Annotated in this window: 24 protein-coding genes; 12 read left to right on the top strand and 12 right to left on the bottom strand. The window is 71.1% G+C overall.

All coding sequences use genetic code 11. The features are described 5' to 3' along the window. Positions 1-13 precede the first annotated feature (13 nt). Positions 14-592, bottom strand: coding sequence for a TetR/AcrR family transcriptional regulator (locus tag LTT61_RS01255; RefSeq protein ID WP_233018065.1), 579 nt, complete (start codon positions 590-592; stop codon positions 14-16). Between the two features lie 152 nt (positions 593-744). On the opposite strand from LTT61_RS01255, the gene LTT61_RS01250 reads away from it, so the two are divergent. From LTT61_RS01250 to LTT61_RS01235, 4 genes are read left to right on the top strand one after another with little or no spacing between them, the layout of a single operon-like run. Next, a complete protein-coding gene (locus LTT61_RS01250; protein WP_233018064.1) occupies positions 745-2,013 on the top strand; it encodes a cytochrome P450 in 1,269 nt (422 codons plus the stop codon). A gap of 11 nt (positions 2,014-2,024) precedes the next feature. Then, positions 2,025-2,858: a TauD/TfdA dioxygenase family protein gene (locus tag LTT61_RS01245; protein ID WP_233018063.1), complete on the top strand. Its 834-nt coding sequence runs from the start codon at positions 2,025-2,027 to the stop codon at positions 2,856-2,858. Positions 2,859-2,897: 39 nt separating this feature from the next. Beyond that, a complete protein-coding gene (locus LTT61_RS01240) occupies positions 2,898-3,500 on the top strand; it encodes a carboxymuconolactone decarboxylase family protein (RefSeq protein ID WP_233018062.1) in 603 nt (200 codons plus the stop codon). Then, the gene (locus LTT61_RS01235; protein WP_233018061.1) at positions 3,500-4,414 is read left to right on the top strand and encodes a TIGR03564 family F420-dependent LLM class oxidoreductase; all 915 of its coding nucleotides are present in this window, start codon (positions 3,500-3,502) and stop codon (positions 4,412-4,414) included. The genes LTT61_RS01240 and LTT61_RS01235 overlap by 1 nt, the downstream gene beginning before the upstream one ends. 17 nt (positions 4,415-4,431) lie before the next feature. Here LTT61_RS01235 and LTT61_RS01230 read toward each other — a convergent pair whose 3' ends face one another. Then, positions 4,432-5,019 carry a hypothetical protein gene (locus LTT61_RS01230; protein ID WP_233018060.1) on the bottom strand — a complete coding sequence of 196 codons (588 nt, stop codon included), beginning with the start codon at positions 5,017-5,019 and terminating at the stop codon, positions 4,432-4,434. A 122-nt stretch (positions 5,020-5,141) separates the two neighbouring features. Further along, the gene (locus tag LTT61_RS01225) at positions 5,142-5,768 is read right to left on the bottom strand and encodes a TetR/AcrR family transcriptional regulator (protein ID WP_233018059.1); all 627 of its coding nucleotides are present in this window, start codon (positions 5,766-5,768) and stop codon (positions 5,142-5,144) included. Positions 5,769-5,887: 119 nt separating this feature from the next. On the opposite strand from LTT61_RS01225, the gene LTT61_RS01220 reads away from it, so the two are divergent. From LTT61_RS01220 to LTT61_RS01195, 6 genes are all read left to right on the top strand, one after another. Beyond that, positions 5,888-7,492, top strand: coding sequence for an AMP-binding protein (locus LTT61_RS01220; protein WP_233018058.1), 1,605 nt, complete (start codon positions 5,888-5,890; stop codon positions 7,490-7,492). Continuing rightward, entirely contained in the window at positions 7,489-9,066 is a 1,578-nt protein-coding gene (locus tag LTT61_RS01215) for a CocE/NonD family hydrolase (RefSeq protein WP_233018057.1), read from the top strand. The genes LTT61_RS01220 and LTT61_RS01215 overlap by 4 nt, the downstream gene beginning before the upstream one ends. 128 nt (positions 9,067-9,194) lie before the next feature. Further along, positions 9,195-10,361 carry a spirocyclase AveC family protein gene (locus tag LTT61_RS01210; RefSeq protein WP_233018056.1) on the top strand — a complete coding sequence of 389 codons (1,167 nt, stop codon included), beginning with the start codon at positions 9,195-9,197 and terminating at the stop codon, positions 10,359-10,361. A gap of 26 nt (positions 10,362-10,387) precedes the next feature. After that, entirely contained in the window at positions 10,388-11,734 is a 1,347-nt protein-coding gene (locus tag LTT61_RS01205; protein ID WP_233018055.1) for a cytochrome P450, read from the top strand. Continuing rightward, a complete protein-coding gene (locus LTT61_RS01200; protein ID WP_233018054.1) occupies positions 11,731-12,333 on the top strand; it encodes a hypothetical protein in 603 nt (200 codons plus the stop codon). The genes LTT61_RS01205 and LTT61_RS01200 overlap by 4 nt, the downstream gene beginning before the upstream one ends. A 294-nt stretch (positions 12,334-12,627) precedes the next feature. Further along, positions 12,628-13,260 (top strand): ANTAR domain-containing protein, encoded by a 633-nt coding sequence (locus tag LTT61_RS01195; RefSeq protein WP_233018053.1) that lies wholly within the window; start codon positions 12,628-12,630, stop codon positions 13,258-13,260. 18 nt (positions 13,261-13,278) lie between these two features. Here LTT61_RS01195 and LTT61_RS01190 read toward each other — a convergent pair whose 3' ends face one another. The 8 genes from LTT61_RS01190 to LTT61_RS01155 are packed head-to-tail and all read right to left on the bottom strand — an operon-like array spanning position 13,279 to position 22,700. Beyond that, positions 13,279-14,553 (bottom strand): amidohydrolase family protein, encoded by a 1,275-nt coding sequence (locus LTT61_RS01190; protein WP_233018052.1) that lies wholly within the window; start codon positions 14,551-14,553, stop codon positions 13,279-13,281. Between the two features lie 28 nt (positions 14,554-14,581). Next, on the bottom strand, positions 14,582-15,838 hold the full coding sequence (locus tag LTT61_RS01185) for an acyl-CoA dehydrogenase family protein (RefSeq protein ID WP_233018051.1): 1,257 nt from the start codon (positions 15,836-15,838) through the stop codon (positions 14,582-14,584). Next, entirely contained in the window at positions 15,835-16,956 is a 1,122-nt protein-coding gene (locus LTT61_RS01180; RefSeq protein ID WP_233018050.1) for an acyl-CoA dehydrogenase family protein, read from the bottom strand. The genes LTT61_RS01185 and LTT61_RS01180 overlap by 4 nt, the downstream gene beginning before the upstream one ends. Beyond that, positions 16,953-18,041, bottom strand: coding sequence for an amidohydrolase family protein (locus LTT61_RS01175; RefSeq protein ID WP_233018049.1), 1,089 nt, complete (start codon positions 18,039-18,041; stop codon positions 16,953-16,955). Before LTT61_RS01175 ends, LTT61_RS01180 begins: the two co-directional genes overlap by 4 nt. A 25-nt stretch (positions 18,042-18,066) precedes the next feature. Then, a complete protein-coding gene (locus LTT61_RS01170; RefSeq protein WP_233018048.1) occupies positions 18,067-19,422 on the bottom strand; it encodes a cytochrome P450 in 1,356 nt (451 codons plus the stop codon). A gap of 16 nt (positions 19,423-19,438) precedes the next feature. Then, positions 19,439-20,299, bottom strand: coding sequence for a mycofactocin-coupled SDR family oxidoreductase (locus LTT61_RS01165; RefSeq protein WP_233018047.1), 861 nt, complete (start codon positions 20,297-20,299; stop codon positions 19,439-19,441). Between the two features lie 29 nt (positions 20,300-20,328). Continuing rightward, a complete protein-coding gene (locus LTT61_RS01160; RefSeq protein WP_233018046.1) occupies positions 20,329-21,471 on the bottom strand; it encodes an amidohydrolase family protein in 1,143 nt (380 codons plus the stop codon). Between the two features lie 14 nt (positions 21,472-21,485). Further along, positions 21,486-22,700: a CaiB/BaiF CoA transferase family protein gene (locus LTT61_RS01155; protein ID WP_233018045.1), complete on the bottom strand. Its 1,215-nt coding sequence runs from the start codon at positions 22,698-22,700 to the stop codon at positions 21,486-21,488. A gap of 396 nt (positions 22,701-23,096) precedes the next feature. On the opposite strand from LTT61_RS01155, the gene LTT61_RS01150 reads away from it, so the two are divergent. Further along, positions 23,097-23,813, top strand: a complete 717-nt coding sequence (locus tag LTT61_RS01150) for a TetR/AcrR family transcriptional regulator (RefSeq protein WP_233018044.1) — start codon at positions 23,097-23,099, stop codon at positions 23,811-23,813. A gap of 190 nt (positions 23,814-24,003) precedes the next feature. Continuing rightward, positions 24,004-25,845, top strand: a complete 1,842-nt coding sequence (locus LTT61_RS01145) for an anthranilate synthase family protein (RefSeq protein WP_233018043.1) — start codon at positions 24,004-24,006, stop codon at positions 25,843-25,845. A gap of 115 nt (positions 25,846-25,960) precedes the next feature. On the opposite strand, the gene lppU is transcribed toward LTT61_RS01145, so the two are convergent. Continuing rightward, positions 25,961-26,455: an LppU family putative lipoprotein gene (gene lppU, locus LTT61_RS01140; protein ID WP_233018042.1), complete on the bottom strand. Its 495-nt coding sequence runs from the start codon at positions 26,453-26,455 to the stop codon at positions 25,961-25,963. Positions 26,456-26,517 lie beyond the last annotated feature (62 nt).

Raw genomic sequence — 26,517 nt, 5'->3', positions numbered from 1 at the left:
ATCGCCCAATAATTCACCCGCGCGGTTCGAGCGCGGAGAGATAGCCCTCGAACAGCTCCCTGGTCGCCGCGTGGCCGATCTCGATCCCCAGCCCCTGCTCGATCACCAGCACCCGCCCGATCGCGGCGAGCACGACCGAAAGCACCTCGGCGGGCGGCGCCTCCCCGCGACCGCGCAGGATGACCGACAGCGCGGCCACCTGCGCCTCCCGGAACTGCGCGGCGCCGGCCGCGAGCTCCGCGCGAATCGCCTTGCGGTGGTTGCCGAGCGCCATGAACTCCATGACCAGCCGGGCCCCGCGCGGGTCGGCGGTCATCTCCCACAGCGCCCGCAGCGGGGCGTCGCCACTGAGCGCCTGGCGCTGCACCTGCAGGTTCGCCTGGGAGCCACGGCGCAGCACCGCGAGGAACAGCTCGTCCATCGTCGGGAAGTAGTAGTGGACCAGCGCCCGCCGCACACCCGCCCGCTCCGCGACCCGCCGCGAGGTGGCCGCGGCGTAGCCCTCGTCGAGCATGACCTCCACCGTGGCGTCGAGCAGCCGCTCACGGGTCGCGCCGTCCCGCTTGCCGGTTCCGTTCCGTGCTCCGGTCACGACCGGGCCCCTTCCGTGCGGCGATCGCCCATCCCGCCATCATCCCTTGACCTCTTCACGCTCCCGATGCTAGGTATGAACCGGGACATTTTTGGGCGATCGCCCAAACGAATGAGGGCCGACCCGGGCCGCTGCCGCCCGTAGGGGGTGCTGTGAATTCACCGTCCGATGCCGTCGATTTCTTCACCGACGCGAGCCTGATCAACGACCCGTACCCGTACTTCGACGAGCTGCGGTCCCGGTGCCCGGTGCATCCGGTGGCGCAGCCGGGGGTGCTGGCGGTGACCGGCTACGCCGAGGCGGTGCAGGTCTACCGCGACGGCGCCTCGTTCTCCTCGTGCAACGCGCTGGGCGGGCCGTTCCCGCCGTTCCCGGTGCAGCCGGGCGAGGACGACATCAGCGAGCGCATCCGGGAGAACCGGGAGCACTGGGTGTTCCACGAGTACATGGTCACCCGGGACGGGCAGCCCCATCTGGCCGAGCGCAACCTGCTCGAGCGGCTGCTCACCCCGAAGCGGCTGAAGGAGAACGAGTCCGAGATGGGGGTCATCGCCGATGCCTGCCTGGACACCTTCCTCGGCACCGGGCGCTGCGAGCTGGTGCTCGACTACGGCAAGCCGTTCACCATCATGGTGATCGCCGACCTGCTCGGCGTGCCCGCCGAGGACCGCGAGCACTTCCGCACGATCTTCTCCGGGCAGCACGTCGCCGAGGTCGGCGCGGAGTCCCCGCTGCCGAGCAATCCGCTCGAGTACCTGAGCGAGACCTTCGCCGGCTATATCTCCGACCGCCGCCGCACCCCGCGCCGCGACGTGCTCACCGACCTCGCGACCGCCACCTACCCCGACGGCTCGCTGCCCGACATCCCGGCCGTGGTCCGGCTGGCGACCTTCCTCTTCGGCGCCGGCCAGGACACCTCGGCCCGGCTGATGGGCTCGGCGCTGCGCCTCCTCGCCGAGAACCAGGAGGTCCAGGCCCGGCTGCGCGCCGACCGTACACGCGTCCCCGACTTCATCGAGGAGGTGCTGCGCACCGAGAGCCCGACCATGAGCGACTTCCGGATGACCCAGCGCAGCACCACGATCGGTGAGGTCGAGGTGCCCGCCGGCACCACCATCATGCTGCACCCGGGCGCGGCCAACCGCGATCCGGAGCGCTTCGCGAACCCCGCCGCCTTCGACCTCGACCGGCCCAACGCCCGCGAACACATCGCCTTCGGCCGCGGCGCGCACTCCTGCCCCGGCAGCCCGCTGGCCCGCGCCGAGGGCCGGGTCACCGTCGAGAAGTTCCTGGACCGCACCACCGCGATCCGGATCTCCGAGGCCGAGCACGGCCCGGCCGGGCAGCGCGGCTACCGCTACGACCCCACCTACATCATCCGCGGTCTCACCGACCTGCACCTCGAGTTCGACGTCCGATAGCGGAGGCTCCGTTGACCGTCACCACGAACCCGATCTCGCCCGACATCGGCGTCGAGATCCGCGGCTTCCCCGCCGCAGGCTTCACCACCCCCGACGCCGCCGAGCGGTGCCGCGAGCTGCTGGCCCGGCACGGCGTCGTCGTGTACCGGGAAGCCCACATCACCGACCCCGACCTGGTCACCTTCAGCCGGATGCTCGGCGAGGTCGTGATCGCCGGCCGCGGCGGGCATCCCGAGCATCCGGAGATCTCCCCGGTCAGCCTGGACCCGGCCAGGAGCGAGCTGGCCGCGCTGCGGCGCAGCACCATCTTCTGGCACACCGACGGCCTGATCGACGAAACCCCGCAGAAGGCAACGCTGCTCACCGCGCGCGAGGTCGCCGAGGAGGGCGGCGACACCGAGTTCGCCAATACCTACGCCGCCTTCGACGCGCTCCCCGAGCAGCGCGGGGCTGAGCTGTCGAGGCTGCGGGTGGTGCACAGCGTCGCCGCCTCCCAGCTGCTGCTGCACCCGGACGCCGACGCCGAGCAGCGGGCGCTGTGGGACAGGGCGCCCGCCCGCGAGCACCCGCTGGTGTGGCGGCACCGGGACGGGCGGCATTCGCTGCTCATCGGCGCGACCGCGGGCCGCATCGTCGGCCTGGACGAGCGGCGGAGCCGGGAACTGCTCGACGAACTGCTGGCCTGGGCGACCCGGGACCGCTTCGTCCTGCGCCACCGCTGGCGCGTGGGCGACCTGGTGATCTGGGACAACACCGGCATGCTGCACCGCGCCGTCCCCTACGCGCCGACCTCGCGGCGGCTCATGCACCGCACCACCCTGGTCGGCGAGGAGGCCGTGGCATGACGGCGGCGCGAACGAACGATGGAAGGGTTCGGATCTGACATGGCACGCATCGACCCACTCCCCCCTGGCGAATGGCCCGAGGAGATGCGCGCGGCGCTCGCGGCGCTGCGCCCACCCGAGCCGCTGCACCCGCCGCCGAAGCGGGACAACCGGCCCGCCGCGCGCAACACCCTCGGGATCTTCGCCCACCACCCCGCGCTGGCCCGCGCGTTCTTCACCTTCAACGGCCACATCCTGATGGCGACGACGCTCAGCGAGCGGCAGCGCGAGCTGATCGTCATGCGGGTGGCGGCGCTGCGCCGCTCGAACTACGAATGGGCGCAGCACCTGTTCATGGCGCGCGACGCCGGGCTCTCCGACGAGGAGATCGGCCGCATCGCCTACGGCCCGGACGCCCCGTTCTGGGACGCGCTCGACGCCGCGCTGCTGCGCGCGGTCGACGAGCTGATCACCGACGGCGCGATCACCGCCCCGACCTGGGCCACCCTGGCCGCCGAGCTCGACGTCCGCCAGCTGCTCGACGTGGTGTTCACGGTCAACGCCTACGACGGGCTGGCCCGCATGTTCCGCTCTTTCGACCTCGCGATCGACGCCGATATCGAGGAGCTGATGCGGCGGCACGCCGCCGGGAAGGACGGCTGATGCGCATCGGCCTCACCGGCGGCGCCGCGAGCACCGGCCGGCTCGTCGAGCAGGCGTGCCGCGCCGAGGACGAGGGCTTCACCTCGCTCTGGTACGCGAGCGCCGTCCTCGGCGATCCACTGACCGCCATGGCGATCGCCGGGCTCGCGACCTCCCGGATCGAGCTCGGCACCGCGGTCGTGCAGACCTACCCGTGCCACCCCGTCCTGCAGGCGCGCCGGGCGGCGGCGGCCGCCGAGGCCATGGCGCGGCCCGGCTTCACCCTCGGCATCGGCCCGTCGCACCGATCCCTTGTCACCGACGTCTACGGGCTCGACTACGACCACCCCGGGCGCAATACCGAGGAGTACCTGCGCATCCTGACCGCCGTGCTGCGGACCGGGTCGGCCGACGTCGACGGCGTCGACTGGCGCGCGCACACCGGCGAACCGACGGCGACGCCGGAGCATCCGGTGCCCGTGCTGCTCTCGGCGATGTCGCCGCGGCTGCTGCGGGTCGCCGGGGAACTCGCGGACGGCATCGTCAGCTGGATGGCGCCCGCGCAGGTCCTGGAGACCCGGATCACCCCCGCGCTCACCGCCGCGGCGGCCGCCGCGGGCAGGCCGAGCCCGCGGATCGTCGCCGGGCTGCCCGTCGCCGTGCACGACGACGTCGCCGAGGCGCGGGCGAGCGTGGCGGCCAACGCGACCGCCTACGCCGATCAACCCAACTACCGGCGGATCCTCGCGGCCGGCGGGCTGGCGAGCCCCGCCGAGGCCGCCGTCGTCGGCGACGAGAAGTCGGTGGAGAGCCAGCTGCGGGCGCTGCTCGACGCGGGCGCCACCGACATCTGGGCCGCCGTCTTCCCGGTCGGCCCCGACCGCGTGGCCTCGGTCCGGCGGACCAGGGAGCTGCTCCGGTCCCTCGTCGGCTAAGCTCTATCCGGTTCCCGTCAGCAGGCTTCGCACTCGCCCGGATCGAGCGCGAAATTACCCGCGACGGCGTCGATTCGAGCACCGGCCGCGCGGAAACGCTCGGTCGGCGCGGAATCGGCACCCGGGTATCCGCCGAGCGCGAGCGCGCACGCCTTGAAGGCGCGGGCGGCGGCGCTGGGATGGCAGTGCGCCCCGGCGAACCAGCGGTCGAACCCCTCGGGCAGCTCCTGATCCCACACCACGATGTCGAGCAGCTCGCGCTCCAGGCACTCCCGCACCCCGCTGCGCACCCGATCATCGGCGGTGAGCAGCTCCGGCGCGACGATCAGCAGCTCCGGCCAGGTGTGGTGCACCGGCACCGAGAGCGGCCCCTCCAGCTCGAGCACCGTCGCGCCGAGCAGTTGCAGCGGCGCGATGTCGCCGACGTCGGCCAGCACCACCGCCACCTCCCAGCCCGCCTGCGCCCGGTCGAAGAGCCAGCCGCCGGCGTGGGTGACGACGTCCTGCGCGTCCGGGGCGAGGACCGCGAGGCGGTGCCGCAGCCGGAGCCCCTGCGAGTAACTCCACCAGTCCCGGATCGGGCTCCGATGCTCCACCGTGCTCACCCGCGCTCCCCTTCCACCTCGAGCGATCCACTCGCCCGTCGCCAGCCCCGACCGAACTCTCCGTCCGCAGTTTACGCGCGTAACTCCGCCGGTGAACGCCCTGCGTTCCGGCCGGGGCGCGCTCACTCCGCCCGGCGGAGCAGCCCGTTGAGCAGGAGCGTGCCGAGTTCGGCGAAGGCGTCGGCGGCGGTCATGCCGGTACGCTCGAGCAGCACCCCGGACTGCACCCCCTCGATGGACAGCGCCACCAGGTGGGCGGCGAAATTGCCGTCGGTGGCGCGGAACAGGCCCGCGGCGATGCCCTCCTCGATGAGCTCGCGCACGCGCGTGGCTGCCCGCTCGGTGTTGCGGCCGTAGATCTCGGCGGTCGGCGCGAAGGACACCATGTCGTCGTAGAAGGCGGGCGAGTTGCGCCGCATGGCCTCGGCGACGCCGTCCAGATAGGTCAGGATCCGCGTGCGCGGATCGTCGTGCTCGCTCACCCGCTGCTCGATGGCCTGGGCGGAGGAGCGGAAGAACTCCTTGGTCGCCAGCACGACCAGCTGCTCCTTGGTGGCGGCGACGCTGTACAGCGTGGCCCGCGAGCAGTGCAGCCGGTCGGCCAGCTCGCCGATGGTGACCGTGGTGAAGCCCTCGTCGAGGAAGATCCGCTGGATGCTGCCGAGCAGGTCCTCGCGGCGGGCGGAGTCGACCCGCCTGCGGCGGGGGGTCTTCACCGGCGAGCGGTCCCTGGGCGAAGGTGCGGCCATTCCGCGAGTTTGACACATGACCACTCCCCCACGCGCCGACCGGGCCCTTCCCTCCCGGCCCGCGTTCGGGTACGTTACTCGGTACCAGAGCACCTGATTTAGTACCCAAAGGAGCGGTGATGGACAGCGGAGTCGGAGCACGGGTCGACCGGTTGCTCGAGGTGTTCGGCGCGCCCGACGCCGATGTGGCGTGGCTGCTCTGCGACCGGCATCCGGCTGCGCGGACGGCGTTGACGGTGGCCGATGGGCCCGGGTCGGTGGCGAGCTGGACCTTCGGCGAGCTGGGCGCGGCCTCGCGGCGGGTGGCGGCGGTGCTGGCCGAGGCCGGGGTGCGCCGGGGTGACCGGGTGGCGACGGTGATGGGTAAGAGCACCGATCTGGTCGCGGTCGTGCTCGGGATCTGGCGGGCGGGCGCGGTCTACACCCCGCTGTTCACCGCCTTCGGCCGCGAGGCCATCGGTTCCCGGCTCGCCGACGCGGGCGTGGTACTGGTGGTGGCCGACGACGATCAGCTGGCCAAGGTGCCCGCGGGTTCCTGGTCGGTACTGGTCGCCGGTACCGACGCCGTGGACGGGCTGCGTGCCCGGATGGCGGCGGCGAGCCCGGAGGGGATCACCTCGGTCGCGGTCGGCGGCGACGCGCCGCTGGTACACATGTTCACCTCGGGCACCACCGGCAAGCCCAAGGGCGTCGTGCATCCGGTCCGCTATGCCGCCGGCTGGCAGGGCTACCTGGAGTTCGGGCTCGGGGTGGGAGCGGAGAGCGTCTTCTGGTCCGGGGCCGATCCCGGCTGGGCCTACGGCCTCTACACCGCGCTCGTCGCCCCGCTGGCCGCGGGTGTTCCGACGATCCTGCTGCGCGGCGGCTTCTCGCCCGAGTCCACCTGGGCGCTGCTGGCCGAGCTCGCCGTCACCGACTTCGCCGCCGCCCCGACCGTCTACCGCGGACTGCGCGCCTCGGCCGCGGCGATTCCGGAAGGGCTTGCCCTGCAACGCCTCTCCAGCGCCGGGGAGCCACTGACTCCCGAGGTCGACGAGTGGGCCACCCGGGCGCTCGGACTGCGGGTGCACGACCACTACGGCCAGACCGAGCTCGGCATGCCGATCGGCTTCCCGCACCACCCCCTGCTCGAGGTCCCGATTCGGAACGGGGCGATGGGAGTGGCACTGCCCGGCTGGACGATGACCGTGCTGCTCGAGGAGCGCGACGAGCCCGCCCCGCCCGGACAGCGGGGACGGCTCGCCGTCGTCGTGGCCGAGAGCCCGTTCATGACCTTCCACGGCTACGTCGGCGGCGTCGGCGGGGACCGCTTCCGCGCCGACGGCGCCTACTTCCCGACCGGCGACCTCGCCTCGATCGACGGCGAGGGCATCGTCCGCTTCTCCTCCCGCGACGACGACGTGATCATCATGGCCGGCTACCGCATCGGCCCCTTCGACATCGAATCCACCCTGCTCCGCCACGAAGCCGTCGTCGAAGCCGCGGTCGTCGCCGCCCCCGACGAGGTGCGCGGCGAGGTGGTCGAAGCCTTCGTCGTCCTGGCCCGCGACACCACCGGCACCGACGACCTCGTCACCGAGCTGCAGCAGTGGGTCAAGACCGAGTACGCCGCCCACGCCTACCCGCGGCGGATCCACTTCGTCGAGGCCCTGCCGAAGACGCCGAGCGGCAAGGTCCAGCGCGCCCGGCTACGCCGCGGCCGCGCCGCCGCGAGCAGCCGATGACCACTCCCATCCGGCCCGTCCTCATCGAGCGCACACCCTACGATCGGCGCGCCATGCTGCAGATTTCCCTCGACCCGCTCCGCGCGGTGTCCCGCGGCTACATCCTGATTCGTCAGGACTCCCGCGGGCGGTTCCGTTCCGAGGGCGAATGGCTCCCCTTCACCTACGAGGTCGAGGACGGCTACGACACCGTGCGCTGGGCGGCGGGGCTGCCGGGAAGCAACGGTGTGGTCGGCATGTTCGGCGGCAGCTACACCGGCAACACCCAGTGGGCGGCGGCGCTGGCCAAGCCGCCGGAGCTGCGCGCGATCAGCCCGCAGATCACCTGGAGCGACCCCGCGGACGGGCTGCACTTCCGGGGCGGCGCGATCGAACTGGGTCTCAACGGGTGGTGGTCGCTGACGACCGGCGCCGGGGAGATCGCGGCGCGGGCACAGGATCCGGCCGAGGCGGGCGCCGCCCTCGCCGGGCTGGTCGTCGACTATGACGGGCTGGCCGCCGACGGGTACTGGGGATTGCCCGCCGGAGAACTGCCCGCCGTCGCCCGCCACGGCGTCCCCGACATCGGCGTGCGCCGCGCACTGGCCGATCCCGCCAACGCCGACGGCGCCACGATCGCGGGCAAGCACAGCGGTGTGGAGGTCGCCGCGCTCAACACCGGCGGCTGGTTCGACATCTTCCTGCAGGGCACGCTCGACAACCACGCCGCCATGACCGCACTGGGAAAGCCCACCCGGCTGATCGTCGGCCCGTGGACACACATGGCCGCCGCCGGAGTGACAGGTGGCGTGCTCGGCGAGACGAACTTCGGCCTGGCCTCCACCCATGCCGGCATCGCCTACAACGAGCTGCAACTGGACTGGTTCGACCGCTGGCTCGAGGGCGCGGACAACGGTATCGATGCCGAGCCGCCGGTGCGGATCTTCGTCATGGGCATCAACCGGTGGCGCGACGAGACCGAGTGGCCCCCGGCCCGCGCGGTCGACACCCCCTGGTACCTCGGCGCGGACGCCACCCTCACCCCGGCCCCGCCCGGCGCCGAGCAGAACCCGGATCACTACCTCTACGACCCCGCGGACCCCGTGCGCACCCGCGGCGGCAACCTCGTCATGTCGGCCGAGTACCCCGCCGGACAGTTCGACCAGGCCACCACCGAGCAGCGCTCCGACGTGCTCGTCTACACCAGCGAGCCGCTCACCGACGACCTCGAGGTCACCGGCCGGGTCCGCGTGCGCCTGCACGCCGCCACCGACGGCCCCGCCACCGACTGGGTCGCGCGGCTCTGCGACGTCGACGGCGACGGCATCTCCCGCAACCTCTGTGACGGCATCCAGCGCATCCGGGCCGTCCCCGGCGAACCCGGCGAGTACGAGATCGACCTGTGGTCGACCAGTAACGTCTTCCGCGCCGGCCACCGCATCCGGGTCCAGATCACCTCCAGCAACTTCCCCCGCTGGGACCGCAACCTCAACACCGGAGATCCCGTCACCCCGCGCACCGCCGAGCAGACGATCTTCCACGACGCGGCACGACCCTCCCACATCATCCTGCCGGTGGTTCCGCGCACGCCGTAGCAGCACCACCACGGATCCCCCTGCCGCCCTTGCCTCTTCCCGCCACAGATTCCTCTTCGTCAAACAGATACTAGCTGGTATCTTGATGTTCGTTCGGTTACCGAAACGTCGAGGAAAGGGTGCGCGCGATGAGCGGACCGGAGGACAAGGGCAGGGTCACCGTCACCGAGCCCGCGGCGAAGACCGCCGCGCTCGGCGGCGAGCAGCAGGCCGCGGTCAAGCCCGTGCAGATCTGGGCCGTTGTCGGCGCCGCGATCCTGCTCCTGCAGGTGTACGTGTGGATCCGCTGGGTCAGCGGCCCCTACTTCGAGCGCGTCCCGGCCGGGCCGACCGAGCTGCCCACCGCGATGAAGACGATCCTGACCGTCTACACGGCAGGCATCGTGGTCCTCTTCCCGGTCAGCATCTGGTGGTTCATCGTCCGGCCGTGGCGCCGGGAACGCCGGATCACCCTGGACGGCATGCTCATCGGCGCGATGGGGCTGATGTTCTTCCAGGACCCGCTGCTCAACTACTTCAACACCTGGTGCACCTACAACACCTGGATGTTCAACCGCGGCTCGTGGTCCTCGCACATCCCGGGCTGGATCTCGCCGGAGGAACCCGGCCGCCAGGTCGCCGAGCCGCTGCTGATGAACGCGCCCGGCTACGCCTACGGCGTGCTGCTCTGCACCATCGCGGGCTGCTGGGTGATGCGCAAGGTCAAGGCCCGGTGGCCCGGCATGAGCAATCTGCGGCTGATCGGCGTGACCGCGGTGATCGCCTTCGTCTTCGACTTCGTCATGGAGGGCCTTGTCCTCATGCCGATGGGGCTCTACAGCTTCCCCGGCTCCATCCAGGCGCTCTCGATCAACGCGGGCACCTACTACCAGTGGCCGGTCTACGAGGGGCTGATGTGGGGCGGGGTGCAGACGGGGCTGTGCTGCCTGTACTACTTCACCGACGACCGGGGCCGCACCATCGCCGAGCGCGGGCTGGACCGGGTCGGCGGCGGCTTCGCCAAGCAGCAGGCAACCCGCTTCCTGGCGATCTTCGCCGCGGTCAGCGTGATCTTCTTCGCCTTCTACAACCTGCCCGCGCAGTGGTTCGGCATGCACGCCGACCCCTGGCCCGAGGACGTGCTCGAGCGCTCCTACTTCAACGGCGGCATCTGCGGGGCGGGCTCGGACATGCCCTGCCCGGATCCGGCGCTGCCGCTGCCGCGCAAGGGCTCCGGCTACATCAACAACGAGGGCGAGCTCATCATGCCAGAGGGCGTCACCGTGCCCGCGCCGGTGCCGTTCAAGGACCGTTGAGCCGACCGGCAGGAAGGGACTCCGCCGTGAACCCGCACCCCGAGACGGCCGCGCCCCGGCCCACCCCCGACTACCACTTCGACCGGCACACCCCGCAGTACCGCGGCGAGTTCGAGACGATCACCAGGGAACTGCACGCCCGCTGCCCGCTGGCCTGGACCGAGACCCACGGCGGCCACTGGGTCGCCGCCGGCCACCGCGAGGTCTTCGAGCTGGCCCGCTGCCCGCACGTCTCCAGTGACCGCGACTACAAGAACGAGCGCCGCGGCTACCAGGGCATCACCATCCCCTCCGGCAAGACCTACCTCCCGATGCGCAACGGCATCATCGAGATGGACGACCCCGAGCACCGGGTGTTCCGCGCGGTGCTGAACCCGTATCTCTCGCCCAGTGCGGTGCGGCGCTGGCAGCCCTTCATCGACGACCTGGTCCGCGCCTGCCTGGACGAGCGGATCGAGACCGGCCACATCGACTTCGTCGACGACCTCGCCAATATCGTGCCCGCCGTGCTCACCCTGGCCATGCTCGGTGTGCCGCTGCACAAGTGGGCCGTCTACAGCGAGCCCGCCCACGCCTCGGTCTACACCCCGCCGGACTCCCCCGACATCGACCGCGTTCAGGAGCTGAACATGGCGATGGGCATGGACCTGCTGGCCAACCTGCACGAGATCCGGGAGAACCCGCGCCCCGGCATCATCGACGCGCTCGCCCGGATGCGGGTCGACGGCGAGCCGCCCGAGGAGCTCGACCTGCTCGGCATCCTCGGGCTGCTCATCGGCGGCGGCTTCGACACCACCACGGCGCTGACCGCCCACTCCCTCGAGTGGCTGTCGGACAACCCCGGCCAGCGAACCGTCCTCAGCAGGGACCGCGACACGCTGCTCGACCCCGCCACCGAGGAGTTCCTGCGCTACTTCACCCCGGCGCCGGGCGACGGCCGCACCGTCTCCGCCGATCACGACGTGGCGGGCCGGACCCTGCGCGAAGGCCAACGGCTCTGGCTGTCCTGGGCCATGGCCAACCGTGACGCCGCGGTCTTCCCCGACCCCGACACCGTCGTCCTCGACCGGAAAGCGAACCGGCACCTGAGTTTCGGGCTCGGCATCCACCGCTGCATCGGCTCCAACGTGGCCCGCCTGATCTTCAAGCGAATGCTGCTCGCGGTGCTCGACCGGATGCCGGACTACGCCTGCGACCCCGCGGGGGCCGTGCACTACGAGACCATCGGAATCATCCAGGGCATGCGCAAACTGCCCGCCACCTTCACCCCCGGCCCCCGGCTCGGGCCCGGGCTCGCGGACACCATCGAGCAGCTGCAGCGCACGGTGCACGAGCAGAACCTGGCGGCGCCGATCACCGGGAGCGACGCATGACCGTGCCCGACGTCGAACGCACGGGCAGGCACCTGCGCCTCGCCGAGGAGGGGTTCCGCGATCGCGGAACCACCTTCGGGGTGTACTCGCGGCAGCGCTGGCGCGCGCACCTGCGCGAATCCAGCCTGCGCTACCGCCTGCTGGTGGCCGCCGGAACCGCCACCGAGGCGATCCGGCACTCCGGCGGCCTGCTCTTCGACGCCTGCGCGGCGGGCTGGGAGGTGATCGTCGCGACCCCGGACCCGCGCGGGCTCCGCGGCCTCGAACTCCTCGGCGCGATCGTCATGAACCCCGGCTCCGACCCGGCCCCGCTGCTGCACGAGGTCAACCCGCACGTGCTCGTCCTCGCCGACGTCTGGCCCGCGATGGCGCTCAACGCGCCGCCCGCGGTCCTGTGGACGACGAACCACACGGGGCTGCACCGCGCGCAGCACCCCCTCAGCCTCGCGGGCACCGCCTTCAAGCAGCACGCCCTGCGCGCGGCGGCACTGGACGAGCCTGCCTCGACCGCCGAGACGTTCTGGTCGAACCGGCGCGGGCGCCACCGCGGCCTCCCGCGCTCGCTCGGCCTCACCTTCACCGCGCCCGCACCCGAGTGATTCCGCCGCTCGCGGCGCGAAACGTCACCGTGCCGATGACCACATCTCCGGTCGCGCCACGCCGGTGAGACGTTCCGCATCGCACCCCCGCGGACAGGCTCGGCACCATTCCCCGCCCCGGGGCGGCGGCGGCATCACCGCCGCTCCGGGGCGCGAATAGCGCCCGCACCCCCGTCGAACCGCCCAAACGTCACAGCGCCCGCGATTCTCCTCACGCCGGAATTCGGAAATAACCCCCAGGTCAACACCGATTTTCCCAGCATGGAAAGTTTCCGAGCAGCCCCGGCGAGCGGGGTGAGCCCCACCGCTCGCATCGAGGCGGACGGCGAGCGCACCGCGGCGGGAGCACTGCGCGCGGGGCGCTTCTCCTACCGCCGCGGCACCCGGACGGTGTGGTGGTCCGCACCCGCGGCACCGGCACCCGGGGTTCCCGCGGCGGTCGAGCAGATGGCGGAGCACGCCGCCATCGCCCGCGTGCACCCGGACGACCGGGGCCTGCTGGCCCAGGTTCTGAACGCACCGGAGCGCCGCTGCCTGCGGCTGCGCGTGCTCGGCACCAAGCGGGGCGTGCGCACGCTGATCGTGATCAGCGAACCGGCCCCCGACGGGGTCGACGGCTGCTACGTCGACCTCACCGCCGATCTCCGCGCCGACGGCATGGCGGTGGTCGACGAATCGGTGACCCGATTCGTGGCCGACCGCGCCGTCGTCGAGCGGGCCGTCGGCATGCTGCTGCTCGTCTACGGCATCCCCGCGGACCGGGCGCGCGAGATCCTCGCCTGGCGGGCCACCGAGACCGGCGTGCCGGTCGAGGAGCTCGCGGCCCGGCTCTGCGCCGCGGTCAGCGGGCACAGCCCCGCCCCGACCGCCCTGCGATCCCGCTTCGACGACCTGCTGCTGACCGTCCGCGACGCCGGCTCCGGGTGAGCCGGACGCCGCTACCCCTCAGAAGGTGCCGATCCCGGCCGCCTCGTTGCGCTCCCGCCACTTCGACCGCGACATCCGCGTGACGTCCACATCGGCGCTCGCCGCGCGCAGCGCGCCGACGGTGGCCTGCGCGCGCGGCGTGTGCTGGAACGGGTCCCAGTCGAAGAACCGGCAGGCGTTCTGCCAGGTGATCTTGTGGATCTCCTCCTCGGAGGTCACCCCCGCCTCCTGGAATTCGTTCCAGGCGTACTCCGGTGACTCCGGCCAGGTGGTGTCGGTGTGCGGGTAGTCGCACTCCCAGGCGATGATGTCGATGCCGATGCGGTCGCGCAGCAGCAGCCCGGACGGGTCGGTGATGTAGCAGGCCAGGATGTGCTCGCGGAACACCTCGCTGGGCAGTTTCCCGCCGAAGTCGTTGCCGTCGTGCAGCCACGACTGGTTGGTGAAGTGCCGGTCGATGCGGTCCAGGTAGAACGGGATCCAGCCGATCCCGCCCTCGGAGAGCGCGACCCGCAGCGTCGGAAACTTCCGCAGCGTCGGGCCGAAGAGCAGGTCCTGGGCGGTGATCGCGGAGATCTGGCAGGCCAGCACCATCAGGTGGTCGATCGGCGCCTCGGCGGGCCGCTTGATCACGTCGAAGCCGGCGCCGATGTGCAGCGAGAGCACCATGTTCTCCTCGCACAGCGCCTCCAGCATCGGGTCCCAGTGCCCGGAGAGGAAGCTCGGGAAGCCCTGGACGTGTGGGGTCTCCGGGAAGCTGATCGACCGGCAGCCCTTGCGCGCGAGGCGGCGCACCTCGGCCACCGCGAGCGAAACGTCCCACATGGGCACGATGCCGAGCGGGATGAACCGGCCCGGGTAGGTGCCGCACCACTCGTCGACGGCCCAGTCGTTGTAGGCCTGCAGCATCACCAGCGCGAGCTCCTTGTCCCGCGCCTCGTGGAAGGTGCGGGCGTTGAAGCCGGCCATGGTGGGGAAGCACATGGAGGCGAGCACGCCGTTGGCGTTCATGTCGCGCACCCGCTCGTGCACGTCGAAACAGCCGGGCCGCAGCTCGCTGTAGGCGCCGGGGTTGAAGCCCCACTCCTCGCGCGGCCACCCGACGGTCGCGGCCATCCCGAACGGGGTCGAGGTCGCCTCGTCCTGGAAGACCCACTCGTCGACGCCGTTGGCGTTGCGGACGACCTTGGGCGCCTCGTCCTTCCACTTGGCCGGGATGTGGCCCGCGTACATGTCGGGTGGTTCGATCATGTGGTCGTCGATGCTGACCAGGATCATGTCGTTCAGGTTCATCGCGGTACTCCTCGTTCGTCGGGGTGGGTCATCGGTCGGTGCGGGTGCCGCGCGGTACCTCCCGGAAGGGAATGCCGTGGTCGGCAGCGGGTTCGCGGGGCATGCCGAGGACGCGTTCGCTGATGACGTTGCGCGCCATCTCGGTGGTGCCGCCGCCGATGCACGCCACCTGCCGCATCAGGAACGATTCGCTCGCCGCGGCCACGCCGCGCTCCCCGTCCGACCACGCGGCGGTGCTCGAGCCGGCGATCTCGAACTTGATCGCCTCGGTGCGGACCTGGCTCACCCCGCCGAACAGCCTGCCGACGGCGGCGGACTGGTCCGGCATGCGGCCGGAGCGGATTCCGCTGCCGAGCCGCTCCTGCAGGGCCCGGCCCACCACCGCGAGGACCTGCGCCTCGCCGATCAGGTCGAGCACCCGGGGATCGTCGAGCACCCCCGCGTCGGTGGCGATCCGCAGCGGGGAGGTCTCGGCGGGGGTGTGCGAGGCGCCGGGCGCGTGCGTGACGTAGGGCGAGTTGAACAGCATCCGCTCGTGGAACATCCAGCGGGTGCCGACGGTCCAGCCGTCGTCGACCGCGCCGACGCGGTCGGTGTCCGGCACCCGCACATCGGTGAGGAACTCCTGGCAGAAATCCCCCGAGCCGTTGAGCAGTTCGATCCGGTGCACCTCGATGCCGGGCTGGTGGATGGGCAGGACGAACACCGTCAGGCCGCGGTGCTTCGGCACGTCCCAGTTGGTGCGGGCCAGGCACAGCGCCCAGTCCGACCACCACGCCCCGGTCGTCCAGATCTTGGTGCCGTTGAGCACCCACTCGTCGCCGTCGCGGACCGCGGTGGTCAGCGCCCCCGCGACGTCGGAGCCACCGGAGGGCTCGGAGAGGAACTGCATCCAGATCTCCTCGCCGCGCAGCATGGCGGGGATGTGGCGCCGCTTCTGCTCCTCGGTGCCGAAGTCGAGCAGCACCGCGGCGCAGGGCGACATGGTCGGCGCCTGGAACCGGGTCGGGTACTCGTACCCGGCCAGCTCCTCGTTGAACACCTGCTGATGGGCGCCGGTCAGCCCCTGCCCGCCGTACTCGCGCGGAATCGCGATCCCGGCGAATCCGGCGTCGTGGAACCGCCGCTGGAGGCGGCGGTCGTGCGCGACGGCGGCCAGCTCCTGCTCGCGGGGCACCCGGTGCAGCCCGACCGCCAGCTCCGGGTCGAAGGGGCCGAGTTCGGCGCGGATCCAGCCGCGCGCCCTGGCCCGGAAGGCGGCGAGGTCCTCGATCTCGGTGCTCACAGCGCCGCCTCCCGGTCGATCAGCCGCGCCGCGATCCGCCGCCGGTGCTCGGCGGGGGTCCCGTACAGGGCCCGGCCGACGGCGGCGCGGCGCAGGAACAGGTGCAGATCGTGCTCGAACGTCAAGCCGATGCCGCCGTGCAGCTGCACGCACTCCTGGAGCAGCTCGACGCTGTGGTGGCCGATATAGGCCTTCGCGACCTCGGCCAGTTCGGCCGCGCCGGTGGCATCCGCGTCGACCGCCGAAGCCGCGGCCTCGGCGATGGCGTGCGCGGCCTCCAGCCACGACTTCATGTCCGCGAAGCGGTGTTTCAGGGCCTGGTAGGAGGCGAGCGGGCGGCCGAACGAGTAGCGGTCGGCGGCCCACCGCAGGGTGATGTCGAATCCGGCCTGCATCGCGCCGACCATCTCGGCGCACTGCGCGACCAGCGCGACCTCGAGCTGCCGGGTCACCTGCCGCGCGGCCGAACCGCAGCCGCCGACCAGCGCGGTGCGCGGAACCCGGACGGCGGCGAAGGTGACGGCGGCGAACCGGCGCGTGAGATCCACCGAGCTCAGCGGTTCGATCGCGACGCCGGGGGTGCTCGCGGGCAGCAAGACCTGGGTCGGTGCGCCATCGGTGTACCCGGTGACCAGCAGGTGGTCGGCCACCCCCGCGTACTCGACCGGCCTGGAGCTGCCCGTGAGCACCAGGTCGGCGCCTGCTTCCCGGATCTCGAGGTCGACGGCGTCGAAGGCCAGGCCCGGCCCCGCCGCGGCGTGGCACCAGGTCGCGATCGCGGTGCCGGAGATCAGCTCCGCGAGCACCTCCGGGTGGGTGCCGGTGGCGCTCAGCGCCGCCGCGACGACGTTCGCCGGAATCAGCGGCCCCGGCGCCGCGTGCCTGCCGAACTCGAAGGCGACGAGCGCGAGATCGGCGAGCGGGTCGCCGCTGAGCGTGCCGCCACCCGCCGCTTCGTCGACCAGCAGTGACGTCCAGCCCAGCTCGGCGCCTGCCTGCCAGTAGCCGGGGTCGAATCCGGCCGGATCGTCGCGCAGGCGCCTGACCTCGTCGGCGGGCACGCGCCCGCGCAGGAACTTCTCGGTGGTCGCCCGGAAGAACTCCTGATCCGCGGTCACCGGGCCACCGCCGCGGGCAGCTCGATGCCGTACAGATCGGCGGCATTGCGCCAGCAGACCTTGTCGCGCTGCTCCGCGCTCCACGCCCGCGGCAGCAGCGCGGGCTCGCCCAGCTGCCAGTGCGGGTAGCTGGAGCCGAACATGACCATGTCCTCCTTGCCGGTGCAGGCCAGCCACTCCCCGGCGAACTCGACGTCGCCGGGGCCGTCCAGCCGGCCCTGCACGAAGTGCACGTGCCCGGGCAGGTAGTCGCTCGGCATGCGCGGCGCCCACGGCGTCTGCTCCAGGTGCGGCCTGCCGAAGGTGTCCATCCGCCACATGAAGGGGGTCAGCATGTCGCCCGCGCCGTCGGCCCAGACGAACTTCAGCGCGGGGAACCGCTCGAAGACCCCCTCGGCGATCATGTTCAGCAGGTGGTAGACGTAGTTGAGCGGCATGAAGGCGGCGTACTGCTCGTAGCTGCGCGGATGCCCCGACGGTGTCGGCGGGTTCTCCACCCCGCTGCCGGTCTCGATGTGCACGGCCACCGGCAGCCCCGCCTCCTGCGCGGCCTCCCACAGCGGCCAGTACTGGGGTTTGCCGTACAGCTCCCGCGATTGCAGCGGAATCCCGATCTGCACGATCTGCGCGTTCCCGCGCCAGCGCCGGATCTCGCGGACCGCGTCGGCGATGTCGTCCGGGCAGACCCGCAGCGTGCCGCGGAACCGCTCGGCGTACTGGCCGCTCTCCAGCCACCGCGACACCATCATCTCGTTGTGCGCGGCGAGCACCGCGGAGGTGAGGTGCCGGTCCGGCAGGATGCCGCGGCTCATCGGGTGCAGGATCGCGAGGTCGACGCCGCGCTGCTCGAACAGGCAGTGCCCGAGCAGGTTCGGGTCCGAGCCGGGGTACTGGCCGCTGGGGCCGGTCGTGCCGGGCGCGTACTCCCCGCCCGGCGCGCCGTACCAGTCCATCTCCACGTCCGGGATGCCGCGGCTGCGGTAGGGCTCGCGCAGGAAGCCGCGGAAATCGGCGTCGGAGCGGAAGAAGATGTGGACGCTGGCGTCGATCAGCGGAATGCGCCGCCCGTCGGGCGTTGACAGCATGGGGTGTGCTCCCGTGGTCGATGGGTCAGCCGGTGGGCGGGCGCTCGGCGGTGACGGGTGCGGCGAGCCGCTCGTCGTCGCAGCGCCGCTGCAGCCGGGCCAGGGTCTCGTCGAGACCGGGGCCGAGCCGGGGCCCGGGGGTGAAGGTGGCGGGGAGTCTGCGCATGCCCTGGATGACCCCGATGGTGTCGTAGTGCACGGCTCCGGCCGGATCGCAGACGTAGTCCGGCATCCGGTCGAGCACCGCGGTGACCATGTGCTTGAACACCGTGCGGGCCACGTTCGAGCCGATGCAGCGGTGGATGCCGAGCCCGAAGCTGTAGTGCCGGTTCGCCTTCCGGTCCAGGATCACCGTGTTCGGGTCGCTGAAGACCTGCGGGTCGCGGTTGGCCATCGCCCACGACAGCCAGACCCGCTCGCCCTCCCGGAAGCGCTGGCCCGCGATCTCGCAGTCCTCCGCGACCGTCCGCCCGTCGCCCGGCGCGGGGGTGAAGAACCGGAGGAACTCCTCGGTGGCCGGATCGAGCAGCCCGTCCCGCTCCCGGCTGAGCAGCTCCCGCTCCCCCGGATGCTGGGAGAGCCACTCCAGCGCGTGCGCGGTGAGCGCGGTTGTGGTGTCGAAGCCGCCGCCGATGAGCAGCCCCAGCTGCCCGAGCAGATCCAGGTCCGGCGGCTGCTCGCCGTCGATCGTCATCCGGGCCAGCGCGTCGATGATGCCGGGCCGCGGGTTCTCGCGGATCTCGAGCAGGTTCGACAGCAGGTCGAGCCCCATCGCCAGGCTCGCCTCCTGGACGCGCGGCATGTCGGGGGAGTTCGGCGGCGTGTACACCGAGGCGTGCGACGGCTCGTTGTAGATCGCCCACTTCGCCAGCGGAATTCCCAGCAGGGCCAAAGTCAGCACCGCGGGGACGATATTGGCTAGGTCCTCGACGAAATCGATGCGCCCCGTCTCGATGTGCTCGTCCAGCGAGGCCCGCACGATCTCGTCGATGAACGGCCCCCAGCGCTTCACCGCGGCCGGGGAGAGGTACGGATTGAGCACGGCGCGGTAGATCCGATGCTCCGGCTCGTCCATCTCCAGAATGCCGCTGCGGTACTGCATGGTCGCCGGGGACGGGATCGTGATGCCCTCGTAGCCGCGGCGCTCGTTGTTGATGTCGCGGTCGTTGGAGAGGTGCGGGCAGCGGGCGAGCTCGAAGACCTCCCGGTTACCGGCGGCCACCCAGTGCCCGCCGTAGGTCTCGGTCCAGGCGACCGGGCACCGCTCTTGCATTTCCTCGGTGATATTCTCGAATTGTTCGCGGTATTCGGGGGTGTGCCGATCGAAATGGTAGGTGTTGCGGCGGCGATCGATATCCGACACGATATTCTCGGTCGTCATTTCGTGTCCTCGTCTTTCAGATGTGGTAGTCGTACCACTTGAGATATCCGCCCGCGTCCACTCGCATCTGCATGCCGGTCACGTAGCGCGATTCGTCGGAGGCCAGGAACAGGACCGTATTGCTGATGTCGAGCGGATCGACGAACGGCACCGGCATGGCCTGCTGCACGTAGAAGACCGGTTCGGCGTCGGCGCGGCCGGGGTTCGGCAGGTCGGGGCGGAAGGTCCGGTACATCACGTCGCTCTGCAGCATGTCGGTGTCGCAGTTCGTGGGGTGCACGACATTCGCGCGGATCTTCCGGGCCGCCAGCTCCGTGGCGATGGCGTGCACGTACTCGGACAACCCGCGCTTGGCGACGAGGTAGGCGGCGCCGCCCGGGTCCTGGCCGGGGTTGTCGGTCTTGGCGACGTCCATCAGCGCGGCCATCGAGCCGGTGGCGATGATCGAGGCGCCGTCGTCCAGGTGCGGCAGCGCGACCTGGATCGTATTGATGACGCCGATCAGATTGGTGTCGATGACATCCGACCACGCCTGCCACGGCGGATTCCCGGTCATCCCGGCGATGCCGGCCTGCGCGACGACGATATCCAGCCTGCCGAATTCGGCGACGCCCCGCGCCAGCGCGGCGCGCAATCCGGCCACGTCGCGCACATCGGCGCGCTCGGCGGAGATCCGGCGGCCGGTCTTCTCCACAAGCGCGACGGTCTCGTCCAGATCGGCCTGCGTGGCCATCGGATATCCGATGGACTCGATATCGCGGCAGATATCCACCGCGATGATGTCGGCGCCCTCTTCGGCCAGCCGGAGCGCGTGGCTGCGGCCCTGCCCCCGTGCGGCTCCGGTGACGAAGGCGACTTTGCCCGCAACGCGTCTCATTGTCGTTTCCTCTGTTTTCCGCAGCCCCGTCACCACGCCCTCGCCTGCCCCGGCAGCGCCGGGACCGACTCGGGCAGGTGATAGGTCTGAATTCCGTTGCGAAACATGATCGCTTCGCGGGCGTGCGCGGGCAGGTGCTTGACCAGCCAGCGCGGGTCGTCGAAGGTCCAGTGCGGGTAGTCCGAGGAGAAGAGCAGGATCTTCGCGCACTCCATCCACTCGAACGCCCGGATCAGCTCGGTCTTGTCCTCCGGGTAGTCCAGCGGCTGGGTGGTGAAGCGGATGTGCTCCTTGACGTACTCCGACGGCTTGCGGGTGATCTCCATCCACGGCCCGCGCGCCTCGTACATCGCGTCCATCCGCCACATCAGCGGCAGGATCCAGGTGAAGGCGTGCTCGACCAGGACGATGCGCAGCTCGGGGAACCGGTCGAAGACGCCGTCGAAGATCAGGCTCATGACCTGGTTCGCCGCGAGCAGCGAGTAGCTGACCATGAAGTCGTGGTTGTAGGAGGGCAGCCCCACCGGCGGGGTGGGCAGGGTCTCGGCGTAGCCGCGCGACAGGTGGCAGCTGACCGGGAGCCCGTGCTTCACCGCGGCGGCCCAGATCGGCCCGTAGCGCGGGTCGCCCCAGGCCGGGCGCGGCTCGGCCTTGATCAGGATCTGCGCCATGTACGGGTGCCCGGCCCAGTTCTCGATCTCCCTGACCGCGCCGTCGGGGTCCTCCACCGCGACGCAGATCGAGCCGCGCCACCGCTGGTGCCAGTTGTTCCGGCTGTCCAGCCAGTGGTTCGCCAGCCACCTGTTGTGCGCGACGCTCTGCGCCTGCGACCATTCCGGCAGCCGCTCGGCCTTGGCCGACGGCTCGAGGATGCCGATATCCGACCCGGCTTCCATGATCAGTTGCCGGAAGGCGAGTTCCGGGTCGCTGCCGGGGAATCCGCCGTCCTCGGGAAACGCGTCGACCCGCATGGCGAAGGCGTGCGCGTAATCGGGGGCGTCGTAGAAGATCGTGTTCCCCACCTTGTGCGAGACGATCTTGCTCCGGTACGGCTCCGGGAGGTATTCCAGGATCTGCCCGGCGCGCGGCACCGGGTGCACATCGGAATCCACCACGCGAACCGGTACCTGCTCGGTGCTCGGCACCCGCGGCGTTGTCGTCGCCTGTGTCATGGTCCTGCCTATCTCTACGTGACCGCACCGGCGGTTTTGAGCGCGATGATGCGGTCCCAGTCCAGGCCGAGCTCGCCGAGGATCTCGTCGGTCTGCGCGGCGAATTCGGGGCCGGGGGTCAATGCCGGTGCGCCGACGTCGAATTGGACCGGGCTGGCGACCAGCCGCAGCTCGCCCGCGGTGCGGATGTACTCGTTCGCGACCACCTGCGGGTCGGCGAGGACCTGGTGCGAGTCCTGCACCGGCGCCCACGGTCCGGCCAGCGTCGCCAGCTTCTCGGTCCACTCCGCCAGCGTCCTCGCGCCGATCGCCGCGCGCAGGATCGCGACCGCGTCGACGGTGTGCTCGGCGATCGACGCCGCGGTGGCGAAGCGCGGGTCGGCCGCGAGTTCCGGCCGGTCGATGTGCGCGCAGACGTCGGCCCAGAACTTGGCGGGCTGCATCATCACGAACGACAGGTACCTGCCGTCGGCGGTGCCGTACAGCCCGACCAGCGGGTTGGCCGGGGCGCCGTGCGCGCCGCTCGGCCCGGCCACCATGGGCTCGCCCGCGTACGCCGAGAGCGCGATCGCGTGCCCCATCGACCACAGCGCGCTGGACAGCAGCGACACGTCGACGACCGACGGCTCCCCGGTGAGCCCGCGCCGGACCAGCGCGGCGGCGATGCCGCCCGCGAGGTTGGTGCCGGAGATCGTGTCGCCGAGCGCCGGTGGCGGGGTGACCATTCCCGGCACGTCGGAGGGGGTGATGGTGGCGGCGACGCCGCCGCGGCACCAGAAGGCGGTCATGTCGTACCCGCCCTTGCCCGACTCGGCGCCGCGCGGGCCGAGCCCGCTGCCCCTGGCATAGATGATCGACGGGTTGACCGCGCGGATGTCGTCGACGTCGATGCCGAAGCGGGTACGGTGCGCGGGCAGGAAGCTGGTCAGGAAGACGTCGGCGGTCTCGGCCAGCGCGTGCACGATCTCGCGGCCCTCCGGCTGCGCCATGTCGATGCCGATGCTGCGTTTGCCGCGATTGGCGTGCTCGATATTGGGGTTCGGGTCGCCATCGACGACGAACGTGCCGATCTGCCGCAGCCCGCGCTGCGGATCGCCGGTCACGGCGTGCTCGACCTTGATCACGTCCGCGCCCCAGTCGGCGAGCACCGCGCCCGCCGAGGGGACGAACCCGTACATCGCCACTTCCAGGACGCGGATTCCGGTGAGTGGTCTGGTGCCTGCTGCCATGCTGTCCCGCTCTGCTGTCCGATGCGGTGATGTGACTGCCACCACTGCGTCGGTCCCAATAGTAAGGGGTATCCGTAAGGTCTTTCGATAACGCATTCCGAGTCTCGCTCGAGGTGGGCGCGGTGTCAATGGCCGATGCCGGAAAAATGCTCACACCAGCACTTTCCACAGCTTCTGCCGCCTACCGTAAGGTGTTACTATATGCGGGCGGCGCAGGCACGGAGGCCACTTCGACACCCAGGGGGACGTGCAGGCTAGCCAAGCCGATTCATGACCGAAACTGTCTTTGTGCGACCCGTATCACACCGTCGGCGACAACCGGCAATTCGCGATAAAGCCCGCATTCACGGGCCTGCTAGACTCCGCCGATTGTGACGATGACCGGAAGGGACGGCTGTGGCGCGAAACGAAACCGCGACGCGGACACCGCGGCGCCAACGCCGTGAGCGCGGTTCGATCACGGCCGAAGAAATCGTCGAAGCCGCTTACGGGTTGGCAGCCGAGATATCCGTGGAGAAACTCTCCATGCCCGCCCTTGCCCGCCGGCTCGATTCCGGCGTCACCAGCCTCTACTGGTATTTCCGCAGCAAGGAGCAGCTGCTGGAGGCCATGCGGGACCGCGCGCTCGAACACTACGAGATAGCGCTCCCCTTCACCGGCGACGGTGCCTGGCACGAACGCCTGCGCCATCATTTCCTACAGATGCGCGCCCTTTTCCGGGACAATCCGGTGCTCTGCGATCTGCTCATCATGCCGACCGCGCACGGCGTCTACGACGGCAACGGCAATGTCGGCCGCGTCACCTATCAGCGGCTCGAAACAATTGTCGGGACTCTGGTGCAGGCCGGTTTCACCCGGAAAGACGCGCTCGACACCTATTATTCGATGTCCATGCACAGCTGTGGTTTCGCCATGCTGGAGCGCAGGGAGGGGCTCGCCGCGGCGACCCGCGACACCTCGGCCGGGCCGCCCGTCGACCGGGAGTCCATGCCGAACCTGGCCGGACTGCTCGAGGAGGGCTATCGCCTGACCCTCATCCAGGACCACATCTTCGAGATCGGCCTGGACGCGCTGCTCGACAAGGCGAGGAAGACGCTGGCGCGCAGCGGATGAGCGCGTGCGCGGACACCATCCCCCGGGTGTTGTAGGGTCTCCGTTCATGATCACCCGGCACGTGTGGCAGTGGCGCCTGTAGGCGCCACTGTCAGCGTGCGAATTCTCCGCTCAGAGGCTGCCTTTCCCGATCGGGACGCGCCTCGCCGAGCAGGGGTCCCGTTCGGGCAGGCGTAACGAAAGGTTCCCGGTGTCCGAGCTGTTGATCGAGGTCCTCGAAGGACAACACGACTGTTTCGCCCTGCTCTGCCGCGACGGCAGCACGCTCGACGTGCTGACCGGCCGGGCGCGGCAGGTCGCCACCATCGCCGACATCCCGCTGCCCGGCGACGCGGACGGCCCCGCCGTCCTCGCCGCCATCCCCTACCGGCAGATCACCGAGCGCGGCTTCGCCTGCCACGACGACGCCGCGGCGCTGACCTGCCTGCTGATCGAGCAGCGCGGCACCGCCGCGGTCAGCGAGGCCGTGCACCTGCTGCCCGCGGGCAGCCCCGGGCTGCGCGGCGGCGGATTCACCTCCAGCGACAGCGATTACGCGCAGATCGTCAAGCAGATCGTGACCGACGAGATCGCGCACGGCGCCGGCGCCAACTTCGTCATCCGGCGCGACTTCCGCGGCCGGATCGGCGGCGACCACGTCCGCAGCGCGCTGGTGCTGCTGCGGCGGCTGCTGCGCCACGAGGTCGGCGCCTACTGGACCTTCGCCTTCGTCACGCCCGAGCTCGCGCTGGTCGGCGCCACCCCGGAGCGGCACGTCTCCGCCGAGGCGGGCACGGTGCTCATGAATCCGATCAGCGGCACCTTCCGCCACCCGGGCACCGCCCCCGACCCCGCCGCCATCCTCGACTTCCTCGGCGACCGCAAGGAGACCGACGAGCTGTTCATGGTCGTCGACGAGGAGCTGAAGATGATGGCCGCCGTCTGCGATCGCGGCGGCCAGGTCATCGGCCCCTCGCTCAAGCAGATGGGCAACCTCACCCACACCGAGTACCTGCTGCGCGGCGAGAGCACCCGCGACGTCCGGGACATCCTGCGCGCCACCATGTTCGCCCCGACCGTCTCCGGCTCGCCGATCGAGAACGCCGCCCGCGTCATCCACCGCTACGAGGACAGCGGCCGCGGCTACTACTCCGGCGTGCTCGCCCTGCTCGGCCGCGACGACCACGGCCAGACCCTGGACGCCCCGATCCTCATCCGCACCTGCGAGCTGCACGCCGACGGCACCGTGAAAGCCTCCGTCGGCGCCACCCTCGTGCGCGCCTCCGACCCGGTCACCGAGGTCGCCGAGACGCACGCCAAGCTCGCCGGCGTGCTGCAGGCGCTCGGCGCGCTCCCCGGGCACCGGCCCGCCATCGGGCGCACCTCGCTGCTCGAGCACGCCGAGATCCGCAGGGCGCTGGCCGCGCGCAACGGGTCGCTGGCCCAGTTCTGGCTCGATCGGCAGCCGGCCCTCGCCCCGCAGGCGGGCGTCGAGCCGGTGACCGCCACCATCGTCGACTGCGAGGACGAGTGGTCGGCCATGCTCGGGCACCAGCTGCGCCACCTCGGGCTGACCGTCCAGGTCCGGCGCTGGAGCGAGCAGCCCGACTCCGACCCGGCCGACCTGCTCGTCATGGGCCCCGGCCCGGGCGACCCCACCGAAACGGCGGAGCCGCGGATCGCGCGCATCGACGCGCTCGTGCGGCACCGGCTGCGCGAGAGCCGCCCGCTGCTCGCCATCTGCCTGAGCCACCAGCTCCTCGCCGCGCGGCTCGGGCTGCGGCTGGTCCGGCTGACCGCGCCGAACCAGGGCAGCCAGCACAGCATCGACCTGTTCGGGCGGCGCACCACCGCCGGGTTCTACAACAGCTTCACCGCCGTCGCCGCCACCCCGCCGCCGTGGGTGGAGTGCAGCGCCTCGGAGAGCGGCGGGGTGCACGCGCTGCGCGGGCCCGGCTTCGCCTCGGTGCAGTTCCATCCGGAGTCGGTGCTGACCACCGACGGGATCGAGATCCTGGGCGAACTGGTGACGCACGCGCTCGCCGCGCGGTAGTCCGCCGGCAGCCCGGTGCTCACCCGGCACCGGGCGTCGGGCCGGTTCGAACTCGTCGCGCCCCCCGAAAATCGGCCTACACCGGGGACGGCGGCGATCCGATTCATCGGCGGGCTCAGAGGTCCTCGACGCAGACCACGAAATGCCGCTCGGTGTAGCGGTACCCGACCTCGCTCGCGCACGCGGCGACATCGTCGGTGCCGTCGACCCGGTTCAGCACCCGGATCCCCTCGCGAGCGGGCGCACCGCAGTCGATCCGCTGCGGATCCTCCCCGCCCACGTCCAGGCACCCGCCGTAGACCCAGTCGACATCCAGGCACAGCGCGCCGACCTCCACGTCGTCGACGGTCTCGGCGTAGAAGTTGTCCCGGTCGGCGATGCATCCGTCGCTGGTGGCGGCCTTGCCGATCACCACGTAGTTCGACTCGGCGCTGCCGCAGGCCGCCCCGGTGATGGTGGCGTCGTCGACGGTGCCGCCGAGCCGCACGCACTCCCCGATCCCCGGATCGAAGCCGAGCGAGCCCTGTGCCTGCGCTCCGGGCGCGAGCAGCACCGCTCCCGCCGCGAGCACGACCCCCGCACACGCCACCGTGACCGAGCGATTCATCATGTTCCGTTCCCCTTCCGAGTGAAAAACAGGGCAGCGTAACAGGACTCGACGACGAGCCACGA

The organism is Nocardia asteroides, assembly GCF_021183625.1.
Taxonomy (GTDB): Bacteria; Actinomycetota; Actinomycetes; order Mycobacteriales; family Mycobacteriaceae; genus Nocardia; species Nocardia asteroides_A.
Note: the sequence above shows the minus strand (reverse complement) of the source record. Positions and strands in the feature narration are given on the sequence as shown.

Bases quoted from the DNA above. Each gene is read 5' to 3' on its own strand.
- LTT61_RS01240 (WP_233018062.1), top strand. From the start codon at position 2,898: ATGGCACGCATCGACCCACTCCCCCCTGGCGAATGGCCCGAGGAGATG.
- LTT61_RS01235 (WP_233018061.1), top strand. From the start codon at position 3,500: ATGCGCATCGGCCTCACCGGCGGCGCCGCGAGCACCGGCCGGCTCGTC.
- LTT61_RS01225 (WP_233018059.1), bottom strand. From the start codon at position 5,768: ATGGCCGCACCTTCGCCCAGGGACCGCTCGCCGGTGAAGACCCCCCGC.
- LTT61_RS01220 (WP_233018058.1), top strand. From the start codon at position 5,888: ATGGACAGCGGAGTCGGAGCACGGGTCGACCGGTTGCTCGAGGTGTTC.
- LTT61_RS01215 (WP_233018057.1), top strand. From the start codon at position 7,489: ATGACCACTCCCATCCGGCCCGTCCTCATCGAGCGCACACCCTACGAT.
- LTT61_RS01210 (WP_233018056.1), top strand. From the start codon at position 9,195: ATGAGCGGACCGGAGGACAAGGGCAGGGTCACCGTCACCGAGCCCGCG.
- LTT61_RS01200 (WP_233018054.1), top strand. From the start codon at position 11,731: ATGACCGTGCCCGACGTCGAACGCACGGGCAGGCACCTGCGCCTCGCC.
- LTT61_RS01190 (WP_233018052.1), bottom strand. From the start codon at position 14,553: ATGAACCTGAACGACATGATCCTGGTCAGCATCGACGACCACATGATC.
- LTT61_RS01175 (WP_233018049.1), bottom strand. From the start codon at position 18,041: ATGCTGTCAACGCCCGACGGGCGGCGCATTCCGCTGATCGACGCCAGC.
- LTT61_RS01170 (WP_233018048.1), bottom strand. From the start codon at position 19,422: ATGACGACCGAGAATATCGTGTCGGATATCGATCGCCGCCGCAACACC.
- LTT61_RS01165 (WP_233018047.1), bottom strand. From the start codon at position 20,299: ATGAGACGCGTTGCGGGCAAAGTCGCCTTCGTCACCGGAGCCGCACGG.
- LTT61_RS01160 (WP_233018046.1), bottom strand. From the start codon at position 21,471: ATGACACAGGCGACGACAACGCCGCGGGTGCCGAGCACCGAGCAGGTA.
- LTT61_RS01155 (WP_233018045.1), bottom strand. From the start codon at position 22,700: ATGGCAGCAGGCACCAGACCACTCACCGGAATCCGCGTCCTGGAAGTG.
- lppU (WP_233018042.1), bottom strand. From the start codon at position 26,455: ATGATGAATCGCTCGGTCACGGTGGCGTGTGCGGGGGTCGTGCTCGCG.